The 17,604-nt window shown below is 44.9% G+C and carries 14 protein-coding genes and 1 pseudogene; 4 read left to right on the top strand and 11 right to left on the bottom strand.

The genetic code is table 11. From position 1 onward, the window contains the following. Nucleotides 1-52: 52 nt before the first annotated feature. Nucleotides 53-127 (bottom strand): annotated as a pseudogene (locus tag AC0J5Y_RS00060) (ESPR domain-containing protein); the annotation flags it as partial. A gap of 412 nt (nucleotides 128-539) precedes the next feature. Here AC0J5Y_RS00060 and AC0J5Y_RS00065 point away from each other — a divergent pair. Further along, nucleotides 540-1,703 carry a MalY/PatB family protein gene (locus tag AC0J5Y_RS00065; protein WP_475130971.1) on the top strand — a complete coding sequence of 388 codons (1,164 nt, stop codon included), beginning with the start codon at nucleotides 540-542 and terminating at the stop codon, nucleotides 1,701-1,703. A 117-nt stretch (nucleotides 1,704-1,820) separates the two neighbouring features. Here the strand turns inward: AC0J5Y_RS00065 and AC0J5Y_RS00070 are convergent, their stop codons facing one another. Together AC0J5Y_RS00070 and AC0J5Y_RS00075 are read right to left on the bottom strand one after the other, a co-directional pair. Then, a complete protein-coding gene (locus tag AC0J5Y_RS00070) occupies nucleotides 1,821-2,882 on the bottom strand; it encodes a hypothetical protein (RefSeq protein WP_475130972.1) in 1,062 nt (353 codons plus the stop codon). Nucleotides 2,883-3,003: 121 nt separating this feature from the next. After that, nucleotides 3,004-4,683 carry a YadA-like family protein gene (locus AC0J5Y_RS00075; RefSeq protein WP_475130973.1) on the bottom strand — a complete coding sequence of 560 codons (1,680 nt, stop codon included), beginning with the start codon at nucleotides 4,681-4,683 and terminating at the stop codon, nucleotides 3,004-3,006. 715 nt (nucleotides 4,684-5,398) lie between these two features. Here AC0J5Y_RS00075 and guaA point away from each other — a divergent pair. Both guaA and AC0J5Y_RS00085 read left to right on the top strand, forming a co-directional pair. Continuing rightward, the gene (gene guaA / locus AC0J5Y_RS00080; protein WP_475130974.1) at nucleotides 5,399-6,994 is read left to right on the top strand and encodes a glutamine-hydrolyzing GMP synthase; all 1,596 of its coding nucleotides are present in this window, start codon (nucleotides 5,399-5,401) and stop codon (nucleotides 6,992-6,994) included. 67 nt (nucleotides 6,995-7,061) lie between these two features. Beyond that, nucleotides 7,062-8,039 carry a hypothetical protein gene (locus AC0J5Y_RS00085; RefSeq protein ID WP_475130975.1) on the top strand — a complete coding sequence of 326 codons (978 nt, stop codon included), beginning with the start codon at nucleotides 7,062-7,064 and terminating at the stop codon, nucleotides 8,037-8,039. A gap of 225 nt (nucleotides 8,040-8,264) precedes the next feature. Here AC0J5Y_RS00085 and AC0J5Y_RS00090 read toward each other — a convergent pair whose 3' ends face one another. The 5 genes from AC0J5Y_RS00090 to AC0J5Y_RS00110 all read right to left on the bottom strand — a co-directional run bounded on the left by AC0J5Y_RS00090 (nucleotide 8,265) and on the right by AC0J5Y_RS00110 (nucleotide 13,734). Then, a complete protein-coding gene (locus AC0J5Y_RS00090; protein WP_475130976.1) occupies nucleotides 8,265-9,113 on the bottom strand; it encodes an HNH endonuclease in 849 nt (282 codons plus the stop codon). Between the two features lie 201 nt (nucleotides 9,114-9,314). Further along, nucleotides 9,315-10,319 (bottom strand): YhdH/YhfP family quinone oxidoreductase, encoded by a 1,005-nt coding sequence (locus tag AC0J5Y_RS00095; protein ID WP_475130977.1) that lies wholly within the window; start codon nucleotides 10,317-10,319, stop codon nucleotides 9,315-9,317. A 71-nt stretch (nucleotides 10,320-10,390) separates the two neighbouring features. Continuing rightward, nucleotides 10,391-11,368, bottom strand: a complete 978-nt coding sequence (locus tag AC0J5Y_RS00100) for a zinc-binding dehydrogenase (protein WP_475130978.1) — start codon at nucleotides 11,366-11,368, stop codon at nucleotides 10,391-10,393. A gap of 147 nt (nucleotides 11,369-11,515) precedes the next feature. Further along, the gene (locus AC0J5Y_RS00105; RefSeq protein ID WP_475130979.1) at nucleotides 11,516-11,770 is read right to left on the bottom strand and encodes a DUF2798 domain-containing protein; all 255 of its coding nucleotides are present in this window, start codon (nucleotides 11,768-11,770) and stop codon (nucleotides 11,516-11,518) included. Nucleotides 11,771-12,171: 401 nt separating this feature from the next. After that, nucleotides 12,172-13,734, bottom strand: a complete 1,563-nt coding sequence (locus AC0J5Y_RS00110; protein WP_475130980.1) for an MATE family efflux transporter — start codon at nucleotides 13,732-13,734, stop codon at nucleotides 12,172-12,174. Nucleotides 13,735-13,993: 259 nt separating this feature from the next. Here AC0J5Y_RS00110 and AC0J5Y_RS00115 point away from each other — a divergent pair, with 259 nt between their 5' ends. Next, nucleotides 13,994-14,941 (top strand): alpha/beta fold hydrolase, encoded by a 948-nt coding sequence (locus AC0J5Y_RS00115; protein ID WP_475130981.1) that lies wholly within the window; start codon nucleotides 13,994-13,996, stop codon nucleotides 14,939-14,941. 240 nt (nucleotides 14,942-15,181) lie between these two features. On the opposite strand, the gene AC0J5Y_RS00120 is transcribed toward AC0J5Y_RS00115, so the two are convergent. The 3 genes from AC0J5Y_RS00120 to AC0J5Y_RS00130 form a co-directional block, all read right to left on the bottom strand. Next, nucleotides 15,182-16,225 carry an NAD(P)H-dependent flavin oxidoreductase gene (locus AC0J5Y_RS00120; protein WP_475130982.1) on the bottom strand — a complete coding sequence of 348 codons (1,044 nt, stop codon included), beginning with the start codon at nucleotides 16,223-16,225 and terminating at the stop codon, nucleotides 15,182-15,184. Nucleotides 16,226-16,495: 270 nt separating this feature from the next. Then, the gene (locus AC0J5Y_RS00125) at nucleotides 16,496-16,873 is read right to left on the bottom strand and encodes a DsrE family protein (protein WP_475130983.1); all 378 of its coding nucleotides are present in this window, start codon (nucleotides 16,871-16,873) and stop codon (nucleotides 16,496-16,498) included. A 166-nt stretch (nucleotides 16,874-17,039) separates the two neighbouring features. After that, a complete protein-coding gene (locus tag AC0J5Y_RS00130; protein ID WP_475130984.1) occupies nucleotides 17,040-17,582 on the bottom strand; it encodes an acyl-CoA thioesterase in 543 nt (180 codons plus the stop codon). Nucleotides 17,583-17,604 lie beyond the last annotated feature (22 nt).

The raw sequence follows: 17,604 nt of genomic DNA on the forward strand, positions 1-17,604 counted from the left end.
CAGCGGCTGATGCGCTAGATGAACTTGTCACTGTACCAGATGATTTACCACGGCTTTTTGCATACTCTGCAACTGCCATGAAACAGTTTAAAGATCTATTCCAGATTACTTTATAATTGCGATTCATAATTTTTCATCCTATAAAAATTAGTGGCTGAAGCATGGTAAAACATATGGATAATTAGACAGAAACAAAAGACTTAAATGATGTACATAAACCAAACTAAAAGCAGTTAAAAAAACATTTAGTTTCCATATCATACTGTGTATTGCAACAATAAGAAAACATCGAATAACAATTTTGCTACCTTCTAACCCTAGCATATCAGCATTCCATAACAAAACAAATACAGTGTTACTCCGTAAAGTTTTAGACCAATGATTACCCCGCCATACTTGGCATAAAAACGATAGGGTCAGTAGATATCACGCCTGATATACACTGTTTCTCAAATTACGATGCTGTAAATATATTAGGGCATAAGCAACACGATACTATTGGGGCTACAATTGATTGAGATCATTATGGAAAAGAAGCTATGCTGTACAACTTTGATGAAATAATAGACAGACGTCACACGGGGTCGCTTAAATGGCACTATACCGATGACACGATTCCGCTGTGGGTCGCGGATATGGATTTTAAGACCGCCCAACCTATCCTAAATGCGATTGAACAAGTCACGCAGCATGGCATATTGGGTTATACCAGACCCACGGAAGCGTTGTATGACGCGATCATTGGCTGGCATGGTAGTCGTTATGACTTATGGCTGGATAAAGAAAGTATTTTATTCTCGCCCGGTGTGGTGCCAAGTTTGGCGCTGATGATGACAGTATTTACTGAGGTAGGAGATGCAGTACTCATCAATAATCCTATTTATACGCCTTTTATGACCAAGGTTTTGGACAACAATCGTAAGCTGGTGACTTCTGCATTACAGGAGATTGAGGGACGGTATCATCTGGATTTAGTCGATATCGAAGCCAAAATTATCGAGCATAAGGTAAAGCTATATTTGTTCTGCAATCCGCATAATCCGGGCGGGCGCGTGTGGACAGCGGATGAGCTTGAAGCGGTTCTTGCGATTTGCAAAAAGCACAATGTGGCGATTGTCAGCGATGAGATTCATCAAGATTTAACTTTGAGTGGGCATATATTTACGCCTTTTTTAACCCTAGCAACAGGCTATGAGCACAAAGTCGTCAGCCTAACCTCGATGACCAAAACCTTTAACATCGCTGGTATTAAAGGCTCACTGATATTTGCCAAAGATGAGGCATTAATCAAAAAAATTAGCCAGCAGCAAGGGTTGAATGACGAGTATGAGCTGAATTTATTTGCGTATACCGCGATGCAGAGCGCTTATGAGCAAGGCGGTGAGTGGTTGACGCAGGTGCTGACTTATATTGAAGCCAATATTGACTTAACGCTACAGTTTTTAGAGAAGCATTTACCTAAGATTAAGGTGATGCGTCCAGAAGCCTCGTATTTGATTTGGCTGGATTGTTCAGCGTATGCACAAGAGGATCAAGTGCTTTATGACACACTAAGAGCCGCTAAGGTTGAACTGAATGCAGGCATCAAATATGGTGATGAGGGGCATCTTAAAATGCGTCTCAATGTGGCGTGTCCTAAACCGCTGCTGCTAGAAGGGTTAAAGCGTATTCATAAGGCTTTAGATAACAGCAGCCAGCATTGATAATGCCAACATGAGAGTGGGGTGCTACTTTTACTTTAGAGGAATGAAAGCCATAAAAACCCTGCCATTGCAGGGTTTTTATGGTTTTTGACTACAGTGAATGCTTTTATAATCGGCTTACTGAGCGGACTTATAATAGTCAACCATCATCGTACCCAGCGTGCCGTTTTCATCAATCGTCACGATCTTGACAGTACCTGTCTGTGACGCTGTACTGGATTGAACTTGTCCAGCATTGCCCAAGACGACCTGATTGTTACTAGCCGCATTGGCACCATTACCGATAGCAATGCTGTTCAAACCGCCCGCAACGGCAATATTACCAATCGCAATAGAAGACTCGCCTTTTGCCGTTGCCGCTTCACCGACTGCAGTCGCCCGCATGCCACTGGCATCAGCTAAGTGACCAAAGGCTTGAGCGCGTTCAGCCGTGGCTTTTGATTGCCAACCGATAGAGGTTGAGCCTAGACCAGCGGCATTGGCTTGACCACCAACGGCCACGGTAGAGTTCATACCTGCAATAGACTGGTTACCAACTGCAACTGTGTCGTTAGTGCCGCCAGCTTTTGCTGCTTCACCGACTGCAGTTGCGCGTACGCCGCTGGCATCGGCTAAGTGACCAAAGGCTTGAGCGCGTTCAGCCGTGGCTTTTGATTGCCAACCGATAGAGGTTGAGCCTAGACCGGCGGCATTGGCTTGACCACCAACTGCCACGGTAGAGTTCATACCTGCAATAGACTGGTTACCAACTGCAACTGTGTCGTTAGTGCCGCCAGCTTTTGCTGCTTCACCGACTGCAGTTGCGCGTACGCCGCTGGCATCAGCCAAGTGACCAAAGGCTTGAGCGCGTTCAGCCGTGGCTTTTGATTGCCAACCGATAGAGGTTGAGCCTAGACCGGCGGCATTGGCTTGACCACCAACGGCCACGGCGGAGTTCATACCTGCATTGGCTTTATTACCAACTGCAACCGTATCGTTCGTTCCACCAGCGCTTGCTGCATTGCCACAAGCGAGGGCGATTTTGACATTGCTGGTCGCACCTAAGATAGTGGTAGCATTTGCATCATTGATTTGGCATTCAGATGCCATCACGGCAGTGGTGCTAAAAGACGCGGCAGCGATTGCTAGGGTGAGGGAGGTAATCTTTAATGCTGCGCCCGGTAGAAACTCCGTTTTCATAATACTTTATCCTATATTTTAAAAGCCTTAAAGGCTTGTTAGTTGATTTGATTGAGGTCAATCATATCTACCGCATCTCACTCACATAGACTTGTGGACACAGTAGACATTGATGGGTTAATTACCAAGAAAAAGTAACCCCGCCACGCGCGCCTACTTTGCCAGTATCAGTACCATAGCCTGCGCCAGCTGAAATCGTCACATTGTCACTTGCCCGTCCAGCAAAAGAGGCGCTCACAGCAGTGCTGCTATTGTAATAACCCGTGCCAAATCCCATAGCGTATCTCTTGCCTGCAGGGATAACAGGGGTTTCCATCGATAGTGCCATCGCGATACCATCTTCTGCTTCATCTAAACGGTCTTCTTGACGATTGTATTGGCTACGTAAGTCGTTGAACTGTCTTGACGTTGCTAGTGAATCGACACTGACACTCGTACCTAGTGTGCCGTTTGCATCAGTGGTGACGATGTTTGTGCCACCTGATTGTGAGGCGGTGCTGTCTTGGAGCTGACCTGCATTACCCAAAACGATTTGGTTGTCGGCTGATGCAGTTGCGCCATTACCGATAGCGATACTGTTTGTACCACCCGCTGTTGATTCGTTTCCTAAAGACACAGAACCAGCGCCTTGTGCTTGAGCGGCTTCACCGACTGCCGTTGAGCGTACGCCCGTTGCTTTGGCGAGATGACCAAATGCTTGTGCACGTTCGCCCGTGGCTGCTGATTGCCAACCGATAGAGGTTGAGCCTAGACCAGAAGCATTGGCTTGTCCACCAACAGCAGTAGCTGAATTCATACCTGCGTTTGCCAGATTACCAATGGCAACCGTATCATTGGTGCCGCCTGCGACTGATTCGTTACCTAAAGCCACAGAACGCTCGCCCTGTGCAGTTGCTGCCTCACCGACTGCTGTTGAGCGTACCCCATTTGCCTGAGCCAAATGACCGAACGCTTGAGCACGCTCGGCGTTTGCTCCTGATTTCCAACCAATAGCAGTCGCACCTGGGCCCGTCGCCACTGATTCGCCGCCTACAGCGGTTGTCGAATTACCCGTAGCATTGGCTGTATCACCGATGGCTAATGCATCGATGCCGTTGGCAATGGTTTCATTACCAATAGCAGTAGAAAAATCTGTTTGTGCATCAGCGTTTTCACCGATAGCGAGTGAGCGCTCACCTTGAGCAGTAGCTAAATGACCAAAAGCTTGTGCATGCTCGCCTGTGGCTGCTGATTGCCAACCGATAGAGCTTGAACCCAAACCAGCGGCATTGGCTTGTCCACCAACAGCAGTAGCTGAATTCATACCTGCGTTTGCCAGATTACCAATGGCAACCGTATCATTGGTGCCGCCAGCAAAAGCGTCTTCACCGACCGCTGTAGAGCGAACACCAGTAGCACTGGCTAGATGACCTAACGCGGTAGCTCTCTCTGCAGTAGCAGTTGCACGCCAGCCGATGGCAGTCGCACCCGGTGTACCACCTGTAGAAGTGAGAGCGCCAAAGTTTAAGTCAGTACCCGCCGCCACAGTGCCAGTGAAGGCTTCGCCGCCGACCGCAGTCGTAGAATTGCCGGTGGCACGTGCAGCATTACCAATGGCGACCGTATCGTTTGTACCACCAGCGCTTGCTGCATTGCCACAAGCGAGTGCTGTGACACCATTACTGGTTGCGCCTCCAATAGTGCCATCATTGAGTTGACATTCAGCTGCCATAACGGTGGTGGTGCTAAAAGACGCGGCAGCGATTGCTAGGGTGAGGGTGCTGATTTTTAGGGCTGAGGGTGATAACAATTCCATTTTCATTATGTGTATCCTTTTAAAAAAGCCATAATGGCCTTGCAGTGGTTTGGTTGGATGTTGACGGAGATCATCGCGCATGAGTATCAAAGCGCGCTGACATGAGCAGTCTAACAATTGACCATCTGATAATACTTATAGTGCGACTAGATCGCTGATGGGTCACTTATTTAAAGGAACGATAGTACATCGGCCAAAACGCTGTCCTGCGATTTATGAGCCAATCTACTGCAAAATATCAAAACATCAGCCACGCGTCGTCTCACTCAGTTTTTTTGCTTGGAGTAACACACATTGATGGCGAATATAATGGGCATTCACTGCTTTACTGTACATGGTTATATAATAAAATTCGACTACTAATCGAGGATTATTGTTAACAAATTCTACATAAACCAAGGGATAAGCAGTGATATTTTGTAAGCAAAAATTTCAGCATAAAATAAAAACAAGAGGGGGAGTGGGATTTTGAGGCTTAGTTATGCCTGACGTCGAGAAGACAGACACTAGAAAATGATTGATAAGGATCAAGTCAAATAAGCAACCTATCAGCAAGAAACAACTTAAGGGCAACACAGTGAAAAAGAGGTTTATGCGCACAACACAGCGTTTTTTCCTAAGAAAACGTTTAAAACGCGAAATTTTGCTGAGGAAGTAACCCTGATGCGGCCTAAACTTGTTAAAATAGCGCACCAATTTATTTATTGATGGACACTACGTTATGACCACTGCTGCCAACGTTCCTACTATTAAAGAAGATCGCATCTTAATTCTCGATTTTGGCTCACAGTACAGCCAGCTTATCGCCCGCCGTGTCCGTGATTCAGGCGTGTTTTGTGAGATGTTCCCTTATGATATCGATACCCAGCGCATCATCGATTTTGGTGCAAAAGGCGTGATATTATCGGGTGGCCCTGAAAGCGTACATGCCGACAACAGCCCGCGTATCAACGACGCTGTGTTTGAATTGGATGTACCAGTATTGGGCATTTGCTATGGTATGCAAGCGATGGCAGAGCGTTTCGGTGGTAAAGTCCATGCCAGTGATATCCATGAATTTGGCGCTGCAACCATTAACGTTAATGGTAAATCGGCACTAACTGATGGTATCGAAGACGCTGCAGCGAAGCTAAATGTCTGGATGAGTCATGGCGATAAAGTGGTCGATGCTCCACAAGGTTTCGATATCGTTGCCAGCACGCCAAGCTGCCCGATTGCGATCATGGCAGATGATTCGCGCCACTATTATGGGCTACAGTTCCATCCTGAAGTAACGCATACCGCACAAGGTCAGGCATTGCTAGGACGTTTTGTCCATCAAATCTGTGACTGCGCGGGTAGCTGGACGCCTGACAACATCATCGATATGCGTATCGAGCAACTGAAAAAGCAAATCGGTGATAAGCAAGTATTGCTCGGTCTTTCAGGTGGTGTAGATAGTTCAGTCGTCGCAGCACTGTTGCATAAAGCGATTGGCGATCAATTAACGTGCGTATTTGTTGATACTGGTCTGCTTCGTCTGCATGAAGGCGATCAAGTGATGCAAGTGTTTGCCGAAAACATGGGCGTCAAAGTCATTCGTGTCGATGCTGAAGAGTTATTCTTAACGGCATTGGCTGGCGAGTCTGACCCAGAGAAAAAACGTAAAATTATCGGTAAGACGTTCATTGATGTATTCGCTAATAGTGCACGTGAAGTGAGTGAGCAAAGCGATGGTAAAGTCATCGAATTCTTAGCGCAAGGGACGATTTATCCAGACGTGATTGAATCTGCTAAGTCGCATCAAGGTAAAGCCCACGTCATCAAGAGCCATCATAATGTTGGCGGTTTGCCAGATGATTTGGCGTTTGAGTTGGTTGAGCCGTTACGTGATTTGTTCAAAGATGAAGTGCGGAAATTGGGTATCACCCTTGGTCTACCTGCCAAAATGATCAACCGCCATCCGTTCCCAGGACCGGGTTTGGGCGTGCGTATCTTGGGCGAAGTGACCAAAGAATATGCTGATATCTTGCGTTCTGCCGATGCTATCTTTATGGAAGAGCTTGAGCGTTCAGGCTGGTATGACAAGACTGCGCAAGCATTTGCAGTATTCCAACCGATTAAGTCGGTGGGTGTGGTCGGTGATGGTCGCCGTTATGCGTGGGTGATTGCGCTACGTGCGGTTGAGACCGTAGACTTTATGACTGCGCGCTTTGCACATCTGCCATATGATTTGATTGAGACGGTATCGAACCGTATCATGAATGAAATCGCTGAAGTCTCACGCGTGACTTATGATGTGTCGAGCAAGCCACCAGCGACGATCGAGTGGGAGTAGGTGGGAAGTGGTTCTCTAGATAGTGAATTTTTGAACTATTAAACATACCGTAAAGGAGTAATGGATTATGAAATTGATTCACGTAGGACAAAACGAGTGGATGTTTGAAGACTCAGTCATTGAGTTTCCAAAAAAGAAATCAGCTGATGACCGTAAAAGTAGCGATTTAAACACTAAAGTAAAAAACTTTATTGAGGAGCAGACCAAAGCAGGTCGTGATATCAATGAAGTTATGAACGAAGTTATGACCAAGTTTCAGCATGAAATTATGCAAGACTTTGATGAACAGCCACCTACCTCATTCCAAGTCATTCAAATGACTTTGAAGAGTGATGGTTATGAAGCGGCACGCGATGTGGCACAGTTTTTAGTTTTAGAAAATCTAGAGGATCCAGATGCCTATTTTAACTTAGCATTTTTGTGCGAAGAGTACAGTGATAGCTTTTTAGCATTGCTCAGCAGTCGTGAATGCATGCGCTTGTATCTAAAATATTTTCCCTCAAAATTTGACTGGCACAAAAGTAAGCTGCCTTGGGGAATTATGGAGAACCGTCCCTTTTTGCGAGCGCTATTCCAGCTAGCAAATCTCTATGCTGACAATATGAACTTTAACGAGGCGTGTGAGCAAGGAGAGAGACTATTGCAAGTTTGCCCTAATGATAATTTGGGCATTCGTGAATGGTTGGTAGAGTGGTACATGTTCACTGAAGACTATCAAAAAGTAATCCAAATTTGTGATAACTATCCAAAAGATATGCTAGCTAATACCACCTTTGGTAAAGCGCTCGCTTATTGCTATCTAGGTAAGATGGATAAAGCCGAGCAAGATTGGGATATAGCGCAGCAGAACTTACCTAACGTGGCTCATGAAATACTAAAAAAACGCCATTCTAGACCTCGCAGTTTTGGTAGTGGTTATGGTATGGAAATAGGCAGTAAAGAGCAGGCGTCTCTTTACTGGGAAGACATGGGTGAGTGGTGGGAGAATAATACAACTGCTCAGGCACTCATTGAGAAAAAACGCGCCGAGAAAAAGAAGAAATAGCGGTTTAGTGGTTTTGTTTTTCGCTAAAATAAAACACTCAACTTGGTTGGGTGTTTTTTTTGTGTTTGGATGTGTAAAAATTTATCGTATAGTCAGGGAAAAGTAATATCGATACATCAAGTACTGCTGATATTAATTTTTCTTGCTTGCTGTGCCTACGCAGACAGAGGCTGCAAAAAATTTATACCAGCAGCACTGTAGCGTTTCTGAGATATTTTAACTATATTACTCACCGATATCAGCCTCAATCTTATCAACTATATTTCTAAGTGATTCATTAAACTTTACATGTTCCAATGAATGGTGTGCTCTACAATGACAAGTAGGACAAAGCGCAATTACATTTTCAGGTCTATCTGGACCACCATCTGCCAGCCTTGTTAAATGGTGTATTTCTAGATAAGGACCAGATTTAGTTTCAAATGGAGCTGTCTCATTACATCCTTCGCATACACCGTTAGCTCTTTTTTTGGCATAAAGTTTAATTGCTGCACTACGGTTTTGAATAGACTGAATTTTTTCTTGAGTGCTTGCTTGGGTTGGTGTTGAACTTAAGGCCATTTCTCGTAATTGCTGCAATGACCTACCTTTACTAGGCTTAGTTGTATAAACAGCTTTAGGCGCTTCAACTACTTTGGAACTTAGAGTTTGAGCTGTATCGATATTTTGATTATTAACCATATCTAGATGAAAAACGATAGCGTCACGAAGTTCACCATTTCTATCTGGCCGCTCTTCAATATGATGAAAAACGTAATTACAATAACCTAAAAACCTTACAAAGCCTCGTGATGTTGATTCGAAAAGTAGGATTTCTTTATTGTTTCTTTGGTGGTCATGAATTGCCAAATTACCTTTGGTCATTTTCATGTTACCTTTTTGCCCTTCACCAGTATATTTAAAAGTGCCATTGGGATCAAAATCATCAATATAGCCATACTCACCGCCAGCATCTCCGGTGAAAATAAATATATATGGATGCTCGACAGGCGTTGCTATACCACCATACTGTTGGCCTTTATATATGCCATGTATATCAGAACGACGGTGATAAATTTTTCCTATTTCAAACACTAGGGCTTCCTTATTATTTATATTAAGGGATTAGAGTAACTTAAGTTTGCTATTAATAATAATTTCTATGCTTTTCATTGTTAATTCCAAACTTATACAATGATAAAAATTTTTCTGTTATTCTAAGAAATAAAAAAGCGGCGCTCTTCAAAGTAAAGAACACCGCCGATGCTAATATAGTTTAGCTTCTAAACCAAAACCTTAACCCCGCACATTCACCACATAACGACCCACCACTGTACTCGACATAAAGCGATCCAAGTATTCTGGCGTTTGCTCTAAGGTAATTTCTTCACCATAACTCTCTAGATTAGGCAGTTTCATATCAGTAGCGACACGCTCCCAGATCGCCTTTTTATCAGCCAGTGGAATATAGACCGAATCGATACCGAGTAGGGACACCGCACGGGTGATAAAAGGTATCACTGACATCGAAAACCCAGCACCGCTCGCCAATCCACAAGAGGTGACCGCGCCGCCCGCTTTGGTTTGCTTTAGCAGATTGGGTAAGTAGTCGCCACCGATGGTATCAATGGCGTTTGCCCACAATTCGCGCCCGACAGGTCGACTACCGATCTCATTGATCGTATCGCGATGACGCACGTCGCTTGCGCCCAATTTTTTGAGGTGATCGCTTTGTTCTGGTTTGCCAGAGAAGGCGATGGTGTCATAGCCTAGCTGACTTAAAATCGCGATACTGATACTACCGACACCGCCCGTTGCGCCAGTGACGGCGACTGGTCCATCTTCAGGTTTTGCGCCCATTTTCTCAAGCTTTTGGATACTCAATGCTGCCGTTAAGCCGCCAGTACCATAAATCATCGCTTCTTTTAGCGTCAATGAAGACGGGCATTCGACTGCCCAATCGGCTGGGATAGAGATCATTTGACTTAAGCCCCCATCGGTATCCATGCCCAAATCATAGCCAAAGACGACGACTTCTTGCCCCTCTGTGAACGTGCCTGATTTGTCACTGACCACGATACCGGCCGCGTCAATACCGGGCGTATGAGGATAGTTTTTGGTAATCATCTTATTGCCCGAGGCCGACATCGCGTCTTTATAATTGAGCGATGAATAATGCACTTCGATGAGCAGATCATTTTCAGGCAAATCACTGACGCTGCGTTCTTGAATACTTTTACTAAAAGTGCCATCAGCATGTTCTTCGACGACCAAAGCTTTAAACGTTGTTTGTTTAGACATAAGGCTATTCCTAATTGGATTTTTTATGTAGATATCCACTTGTGAGTAGAGAAAAATGCTTAAAGAACAGCTTAAGGCTTTAAGAGCACTTTACCGCTTTTTTCTGACTGCATTTTCCCGTCAACTGCTTTTAAGATATCAGCCAAATCAAAGGTCGCTTCAACGGGCAGTTTTAAGTCGCCATCGTTAGCACGTTCGATCAGCTCATCGACCAGACGTTGTTTGTTGTCAACACTCATTTCTTGACTGATTTTGCTACCCCAAAAGCCTTTAATCATCGCTTGTTTAAAAATAATATGGGTTGGATTTAGCACCATTGGTTTGCCTGACATGATGCCAAACGATGCCAATGTGCCACCATGACCCAGTAATGCCAGTAGATCATTACTAGACTCACCACCGATAGAATCAACCGCAGCACTGATTGTTTCATCGCCAATGATCTGACGAACTTGGTCTTTCCAGTCGTCATCTGAGGAATTGATATTGTTTTTGATATCGAGCGCGTCCAGCTCTTTTACCGCATCCGTACTACGGACGACATTGATGGTTTTGATGCCGCGTGCTGCTGCCAGCATCGCAAGCGATTTGCCGACTGCGCCATTGGCAGCATTATGGATAATCCACTGACCGCTTTCTAGTTCTAAGAACTCGATCAGCATCAGCGCGCTCAGTGGCATTGCAATCAATTGTGCTGCCATTTCGTCATCTAAGCTGTCGGGCATGGGGAATACCATATCTTCCACAGCGACGAAATACTCTGCCCACGTCGCTTGTACACTGGCGGCTGCCACACGTTGACCGACTTTCAGATTCTTAACTTCGCTACCGACCGCATCGATGATACCGACCGCTTCACTACCACCGATGGCAGGCATTTCAGGTTTAAAGCCATATTGACCGCGAATGGTTAGTAGGTCATGGTTGTGGATAGAGGCGAGTATCGTTTTGACTCGGACTTCATTGGCTTTAGGCTCTGGAGTAGGGCGGTCGCCGATGCTGAGTACTTCAGTGGGTTTGCCAAAATGGTCATAAGTTGCACTACGCATGATAAATCCTTTTTTTAGTTTTTAGATATTTTTCTAAGAAGTGAGTTGATGAGTTGATTTTCAACCATTAACAGTAACAACTCTGCTTCCCAGTTATCAGTACTTGTTTGGTTAAGGAACGTTGTTATGTGATTATCCTTGTATGACTCAATAAAACTCAATGCGACTAAGCACGTGCTCTTGTACCAGATACGCACAGATATAGGCGCTCGGCCACGCAAAGACAAAGGCCAGCACCCACGAGTGCATTAATTCCATAAAGAAGCCATCAACGAACCCTACTTTAACCAGTAATAAAGCGGATGAGATAATAAGTGACATCATCAGCGCCATCAGACCGGTAAAGATAAGACGGTAGTACTTGCGGCGAGTACGGATTTTGATGGTGGGGAATTTGGCCATGTTGTTGGAGTGTCCTACGTGGTGGTAACGACGTGCAGCTGATAATGCTGGCACGTATGAATTCATATAATTGTGAGCTAGGGCGTGCCATCAATTCGCACATTGATGCATTTTAATACTCATAATCTAATTGATGACATGCCTTAGTAAATGGTCGTGAGTAACGAAATATTCGGCTAGCAGTGTTTATAATACCTTGTTTGATACCACTGCTATTCATGCAGCGGCAGCGGTTGAGTTTTTATTGACTAATACCACGTCTTAATGTTTTACCAGTCAACGTTTAGCCCAGTAAAGATTCTGACATACGGTGCTTTTTGATATGCAAAAATACAGTTTACTCAGCTTACCAATAATCAAGAGCCGTCAAACTAAGCGCGTATATATGAACCACGCTACTATTATTTATGATTCTTTATCATACGGCGTCTATAAAGGCGTCTACGAAGTCGGCGATGTAACCTTGTGATACGGCGTAAAGGTAACAGTTTCCACACAGTCGTCGGTGCAACATCACGGCAAGACGCAGAGGTGCCGCCATGCACGCGATATCCCTCACTCCCTTGAGCCGCCTCTTCTGCGACCAATTTTTTACCCTTGCGCCATCCACCATGCAGATACAGTCCTGCTCCCATCAGCGCGGTGGCTACCATGCCTGCTGGAAACGACAGCCAAAGCGCATCTTCTCCGAGTAATGGATAAAGCCCAAAAGCAAACCCAAGGCGCACCGGATACATCGAAATCACCATGACAATCAGCGGCCAAATCACATAGCCGTTTGCCCGCATAGTGCCGAACAGTACCTGCGCGATCCCAAAAAAGACAAAGCCCCATGTCGCCATTGACTGAATATGTTGTCCGATTGGCACAGCTTTACTATCGCTGCCCAGAAAAAAGCCCAAAATAGTGCCATCAAAAATAGTCAGAACCCCAATAATAAACCCTGTCAATATCACGTTAAAAATGAGTCCCCATCGTGTGATTTCTGAGACTCTATTCCAGTGATCGGCACCGATATTCTGTGCAACCATCGCGCTGGCTGCGGCACTTAGTGCCATGGCAGGCATCTGTACGTATGTCCAAAGCTGCTGGGTTGCGCTGTAAGCGGCAGTTGTCTGCACACCCTCGCGGTTGATCAGTGACAGCATCGTCAACGCCGCCGAAGAAATGACGATCATCTGAAGACCCATCGGCAAGCCTTTTGAAAACATCGACTTTAGGATTTCTCGGTCTGCGCGCAAAAAGCGAAGCTCTGGCAGCTGAAGTGTCAGCACCGAGCCACGCAGGTACATGGTGACGACCATGCCAATAAGCGCTAGCGTATTTGCGGTAGCGGTTGCGAAGGCGGCGCCAAATATACCCCATTCGGGAAAAGGCCCTAAACCCAAAATCAGTGTTGGTGTTAAAATCACATCAAAAACCACCGATATAATAATGAACCAAAGCGGCGTCGTAGAATCACCTGTCCCGCGCAGTGCCATCATTATGAGCGTAAACGTTAGCGTGACGGGCATCGCCACGAAAATCATCCGCAAATAACTCAGTGCAAGGTCGACCGCGCTTGGCGGCGTACCCAGCAGATCAAGTAGCATCGGCGCAAATATCCAGCCTACTGCCGAGACCAATATACTGATCGGAATAATGCTGCCCAGCGCCGTTCCCATGGTTCTCTTGACCATGATGTCGTCACGGCGGCCCATGGCCTGACCGATCAAAATAGTAGACGCCATACCGAAACCAAAAACGAAGGAGATCAGTATAAACATCAAGATATTGCCGTTGGCTGTGGCTGCTAACGCTTCCTCACCCAAAAATCGACCTACCCAGACAGCATTGATTGAGCCGTTTAACGACTGTAATGCCGATGATCCAAGTGTTGGCAATGCAAACAGTAGCATCGTTTTGGCAATCGATCCTTCGGTAAGGTCGCGCCGTTTACCAATAGAGGTATCTGTTTTACTCAATGTTTATCCTTTTACAATATGCAGGACTGACTAAACAAAAGCCCTTATCATAAACCAGAAAGCGTCAACCGTCTTTATTAGAGCTGTAACCCCTCGGCAAACGCTATGCTTATTTGCCTGTCATTTTTTTAGGCGATTGTCGAGCAATTTATAAGGGGAGGGTGGTTATTATAAGTGCTAAAACTCAAAATACTCTTGTGCTAGGATGATGATTTTTACCTCTTACTTCATTTTTCTGGTTTTCAAGAAGGATATTTCGATGCCATTAAAGCGCCTAGGTTTTGCTGCTCTACTAAGTCTTTCAATAGTCGGCTGTACCACCATGCCCAATACTTGGGCGATAAATACCACCCAAAAGATTATTCAGTATGAACGCTCAAAATCAGACCTTACGACTCAGTCGTTTACGTTAAGCTCTGGCGATAAAATAGTCTATGCAGAAAACGGTAATGTCGCGGGCGAGCCTTTATTATTGATTCATGGCTTTGGTGGTAATAAAGACAACTTTACGCGTGTCGCTCGGCAGTTAGAGAACTATAATCTCATCATTCCTGATTTGCTCGGCTTTGGTGATTCTAGTAAACCGATGGCGGCTGATTATCGCTCAGAGATGCAAGCGACGCGCTTACACGAGCTACTGCAAGCTAAAGGCGTGGCATCTAACATTCATGTCGGTGGCAACTCAATGGGCGGTGCTATCAGTGTTGCTTATGCTGCGAAGTATCCTAAAGAAGTTAAAAGTCTGTGGCTGATAGATAGTGCGGGCTTTTGGTCAGTGGGTGTGCCGAAATCCTTAGAAAGTGCAACTCTTGAGAACAATCCGCTATTGGTCGATAAGAAGGAAGACTTTTATGCTATGTATGACTTTGTCATGTCTAAGCCGCCTTACATTCCTAAGTCTGTAAAAGCCGTATTCGCGCAAGAGCGTATCGCTAATAAAGCATTAGAATCCAAAATACTCGCGCAAATAGTTGAAGACAATGTTGAGCAGCGTGCCAAGGTTATCGCTGAATATAATATTCCAACACTAGTGGTTTGGGGTGAGGAGGATAAGGTCATCAAGCCTGAAACCGTGACGCTAATAAAAGAAATCATCCCACAATCACAAGTGATTACGATGCCAAAAATCGGTCATGTACCGATGATAGAAGCGGTGCAAGATACGGCGAATGATTATAAAGCGTTTCGTGAAGGGTTAAAGAATTAGTCATTTACATATGATATTTTAAGGCGTAAATGATCTAACGTTTGATTAGCTATAAGCTGTAGTCAGTCTTCAATAAGAGAAATACAAAAACTATAAGGTGCTACTGGTATCAATTCTTGTTGCTTACTATGCTTACGCAGAAAGAGGCTGCGAATAATTCATCCCAGTAGCACTGTATTCTTTTAAAACTGCACCTACTATATTGTAGGCTGGGTTAAAAATCAGCCTACGTCGCCCAAACTAACTCTCTCTTACCAGTCGCTCTAGCAGTTCAACCGTGCGCTCTTGCCTGACCAAAGCGACACCTTGTCCTGCCCATAAAGACTGATGTTCGGCATCGCGGTTTTTGGTTGCATGGGCACGTGCAAACTTCGTCATCGCATTTAATTGTGGGTAAGGCGGTAGCTCATGCGCGCTCTCAAATTGAGCAAAATCACGCAAATAATCATTTAATAAACCACGAGCCTGTTTCCCTGAGAATAATCTGGTTAAGCGCGTCTCAGAGCTGCGTCCACCTTGACTGGCATCGAGTAGCGCTTGCTTATAAATGTCATTGATAGCGCATTTATCTGTGGTCAAAAACACCGTTCCAATTTGCGCCAGCTCGGCACCAGCTGTTTGAACTGCTTTGATGTCCTGTCCGTTCATAATGCCACCAGCCGCGATTAAAGGAATATCGGTGCAGGCACGCGTTTGACTTATTAGCGTCAATAATCCCAATGGATCGTTTTCACTTTGCGGCAACCAACCACCGCGATGCCCACCCGCTTCGACCCCTTGTACACACACCGCATCTGCGCCAATATCTGCCCATGCTTTTGCTTCTAATGGATGATTGGCCGTACCGACGACCCGTGTGCCTAGACTCTGCAAACGCTGCACCTGCTCAGCGCTGATAATGCCAAAGGTAAAACTGGCAACAGGTACAGGATTGTTATAGAGCACTTGTAGCTGTTCTGCAAAGCTTAGCGCTGGGTGCTGCGGTAGAGTAACTTCGATGTTTTTCTCTCGATAATACTCGCTTAGCCAAGTAGGTATTTCGCTGTCCAAAGCACTAGATTCGTGCTCTGATAACACCATTAAGTTAATCATAAAAGGGCGATCGGTGAGCGATTTAATGGTATTAATTTCACTATTTAAAACGTCTGGCGCCGTCATGCCAGCCCCCAATGAACCCAGTCCACCAAACTTACTCACCGTCGCTGCCAGCTCAGGTGTAGTGGCTCCTGCCATCGGTGCTTGAACGATAGGATAGGTTAAATCAAGGGTGTTCAGTAAGGTCATGACAGGTTTCCTTTTTATTTTATGAGGAGTTTCGCATGACTTACTTTAGCAAAGCTGGATTGCGTGCGTGTTAGATAATGTGTATTTAGTTACTGAATAGAAGGGAGGGTTTTTTGACTACGGGGAAGTGGTCAGTATTGATCATCAAAGATTCAAATAAGGTCTGAAAGTTAAAATTTAACGTAAAAAATGGGTCGGCTTTCTTAATTATCAAGAAGATAATTAAAAAAGCCGACCCATTCTTATAAACGAATTGCTTAGCTTGTATTTTTAGTTCAACTGCAAAGAGCCTTTTGCATTTATCAGCAGATCAACTACATCGTCACCACTGATAACAGTGAAGCGCTGATCAATGGCTGATTCTTCTACGCCATTGTGTTTCATACATGCGCCGCAGACCAATACCTGACCACCTTTTTCGATAAAGGCTTCTAGCAATTCGCCAGCAGGTTCAAATGGTGCACCAATATCGACGTTATCTAAAGCGTTTGGTAATGCCAAATGTACCGCGTCCACCATCAATATGACTGATGCAGAGTGTCCTTTTTTCAGCGCCACACCCGCCATAGTAAAAGCTAAAGTGATTTTACTTGGGTTTGACTCACTATTATCAAACAGCGTACCGACATAATCCGTATTATTAACCATATTATTTTCCTTGATTAGACTGTTTTTAATTGGATAGGATTCAGTTGAGTATAAAACTCACTACTATCCTAATATTTAATATATGTATTCATATAATGTATTGTTAGTAAATAGTAGCTATAAGGTTGCTGGGTTGTGACTTATGAATAAAGTTAAATAATAAATTCTAAGATTGCGGCGGCCACGGACGGTCAGCATCACTGACAATCCATTCTGCTACATAGCCAGTCGGTGGTAACTGCCAATCTGCTTGATTTAGTGCTGCTAGTACTCGTGCGGTCTCGATCACTTTACCCCCTTCGGTGACGCCTGTACGTAGTAGAGCCGACGAGCAAGGCTTACCTTTTACCCACATTGATTGCTCAATATATATCCAGCGCTCATCGAAGCCGACGATTTGGGTCTTCATAGTGACTTTTTCAAAAGCACGAATTCTTCTGCGATATTGAATGGTACTACCAGCGACCACCAAGCCCCAACGCTGTTTGAGCAGTTGGCTGCCAAGTCCGCTACGTACCGCAAAATCCATACGCCCCAAATCATACAGCGTGAATACACGACCATTATTCATCTCTAAGAAATTATCAATGTCTGTCAGGCGACAACGAAAGGTAATCTCACTGCTATCTTTAAATGTTAATGTATTGCCTTTTTTTACTTGCAGCGCGGCATGGGCGATGGTGCTGGCAAAGCGGATAAATGGATACATAAAGCTGTCTCAACAGGTAAAG

Source organism: Psychrobacter sp. TS_SC_6 (assembly GCF_056156305.1).

Coding starts and splice junctions, on each gene's coding strand:
- AC0J5Y_RS00065 (WP_475130971.1), top strand. CDS start 540: ATGCTGTACAACTTTGATGAAATAATAGACAGACGTCACACGGGGTCG.
- AC0J5Y_RS00070 (WP_475130972.1), bottom strand. CDS start 2,882: ATGAAAACGGAGTTTCTACCGGGCGCAGCATTAAAGATTACCTCCCTC.
- AC0J5Y_RS00075 (WP_475130973.1), bottom strand. CDS start 4,683: ATGAAAATGGAATTGTTATCACCCTCAGCCCTAAAAATCAGCACCCTC.
- guaA (WP_475130974.1), top strand. CDS start 5,399: ATGACCACTGCTGCCAACGTTCCTACTATTAAAGAAGATCGCATCTTA.
- AC0J5Y_RS00085 (WP_475130975.1), top strand. CDS start 7,062: ATGAAATTGATTCACGTAGGACAAAACGAGTGGATGTTTGAAGACTCA.
- AC0J5Y_RS00095 (WP_475130977.1), bottom strand. CDS start 10,319: ATGTCTAAACAAACAACGTTTAAAGCTTTGGTCGTCGAAGAACATGCT.
- AC0J5Y_RS00100 (WP_475130978.1), bottom strand. CDS start 11,368: ATGCGTAGTGCAACTTATGACCATTTTGGCAAACCCACTGAAGTACTC.
- AC0J5Y_RS00105 (WP_475130979.1), bottom strand. CDS start 11,770: ATGGCCAAATTCCCCACCATCAAAATCCGTACTCGCCGCAAGTACTAC.
- AC0J5Y_RS00115 (WP_475130981.1), top strand. CDS start 13,994: ATGCCATTAAAGCGCCTAGGTTTTGCTGCTCTACTAAGTCTTTCAATA.
- AC0J5Y_RS00120 (WP_475130982.1), bottom strand. CDS start 16,225: ATGACCTTACTGAACACCCTTGATTTAACCTATCCTATCGTTCAAGCA.
- AC0J5Y_RS00125 (WP_475130983.1), bottom strand. CDS start 16,873: ATGGTTAATAATACGGATTATGTCGGTACGCTGTTTGATAATAGTGAG.
- AC0J5Y_RS00130 (WP_475130984.1), bottom strand. CDS start 17,582: ATGTATCCATTTATCCGCTTTGCCAGCACCATCGCCCATGCCGCGCTG.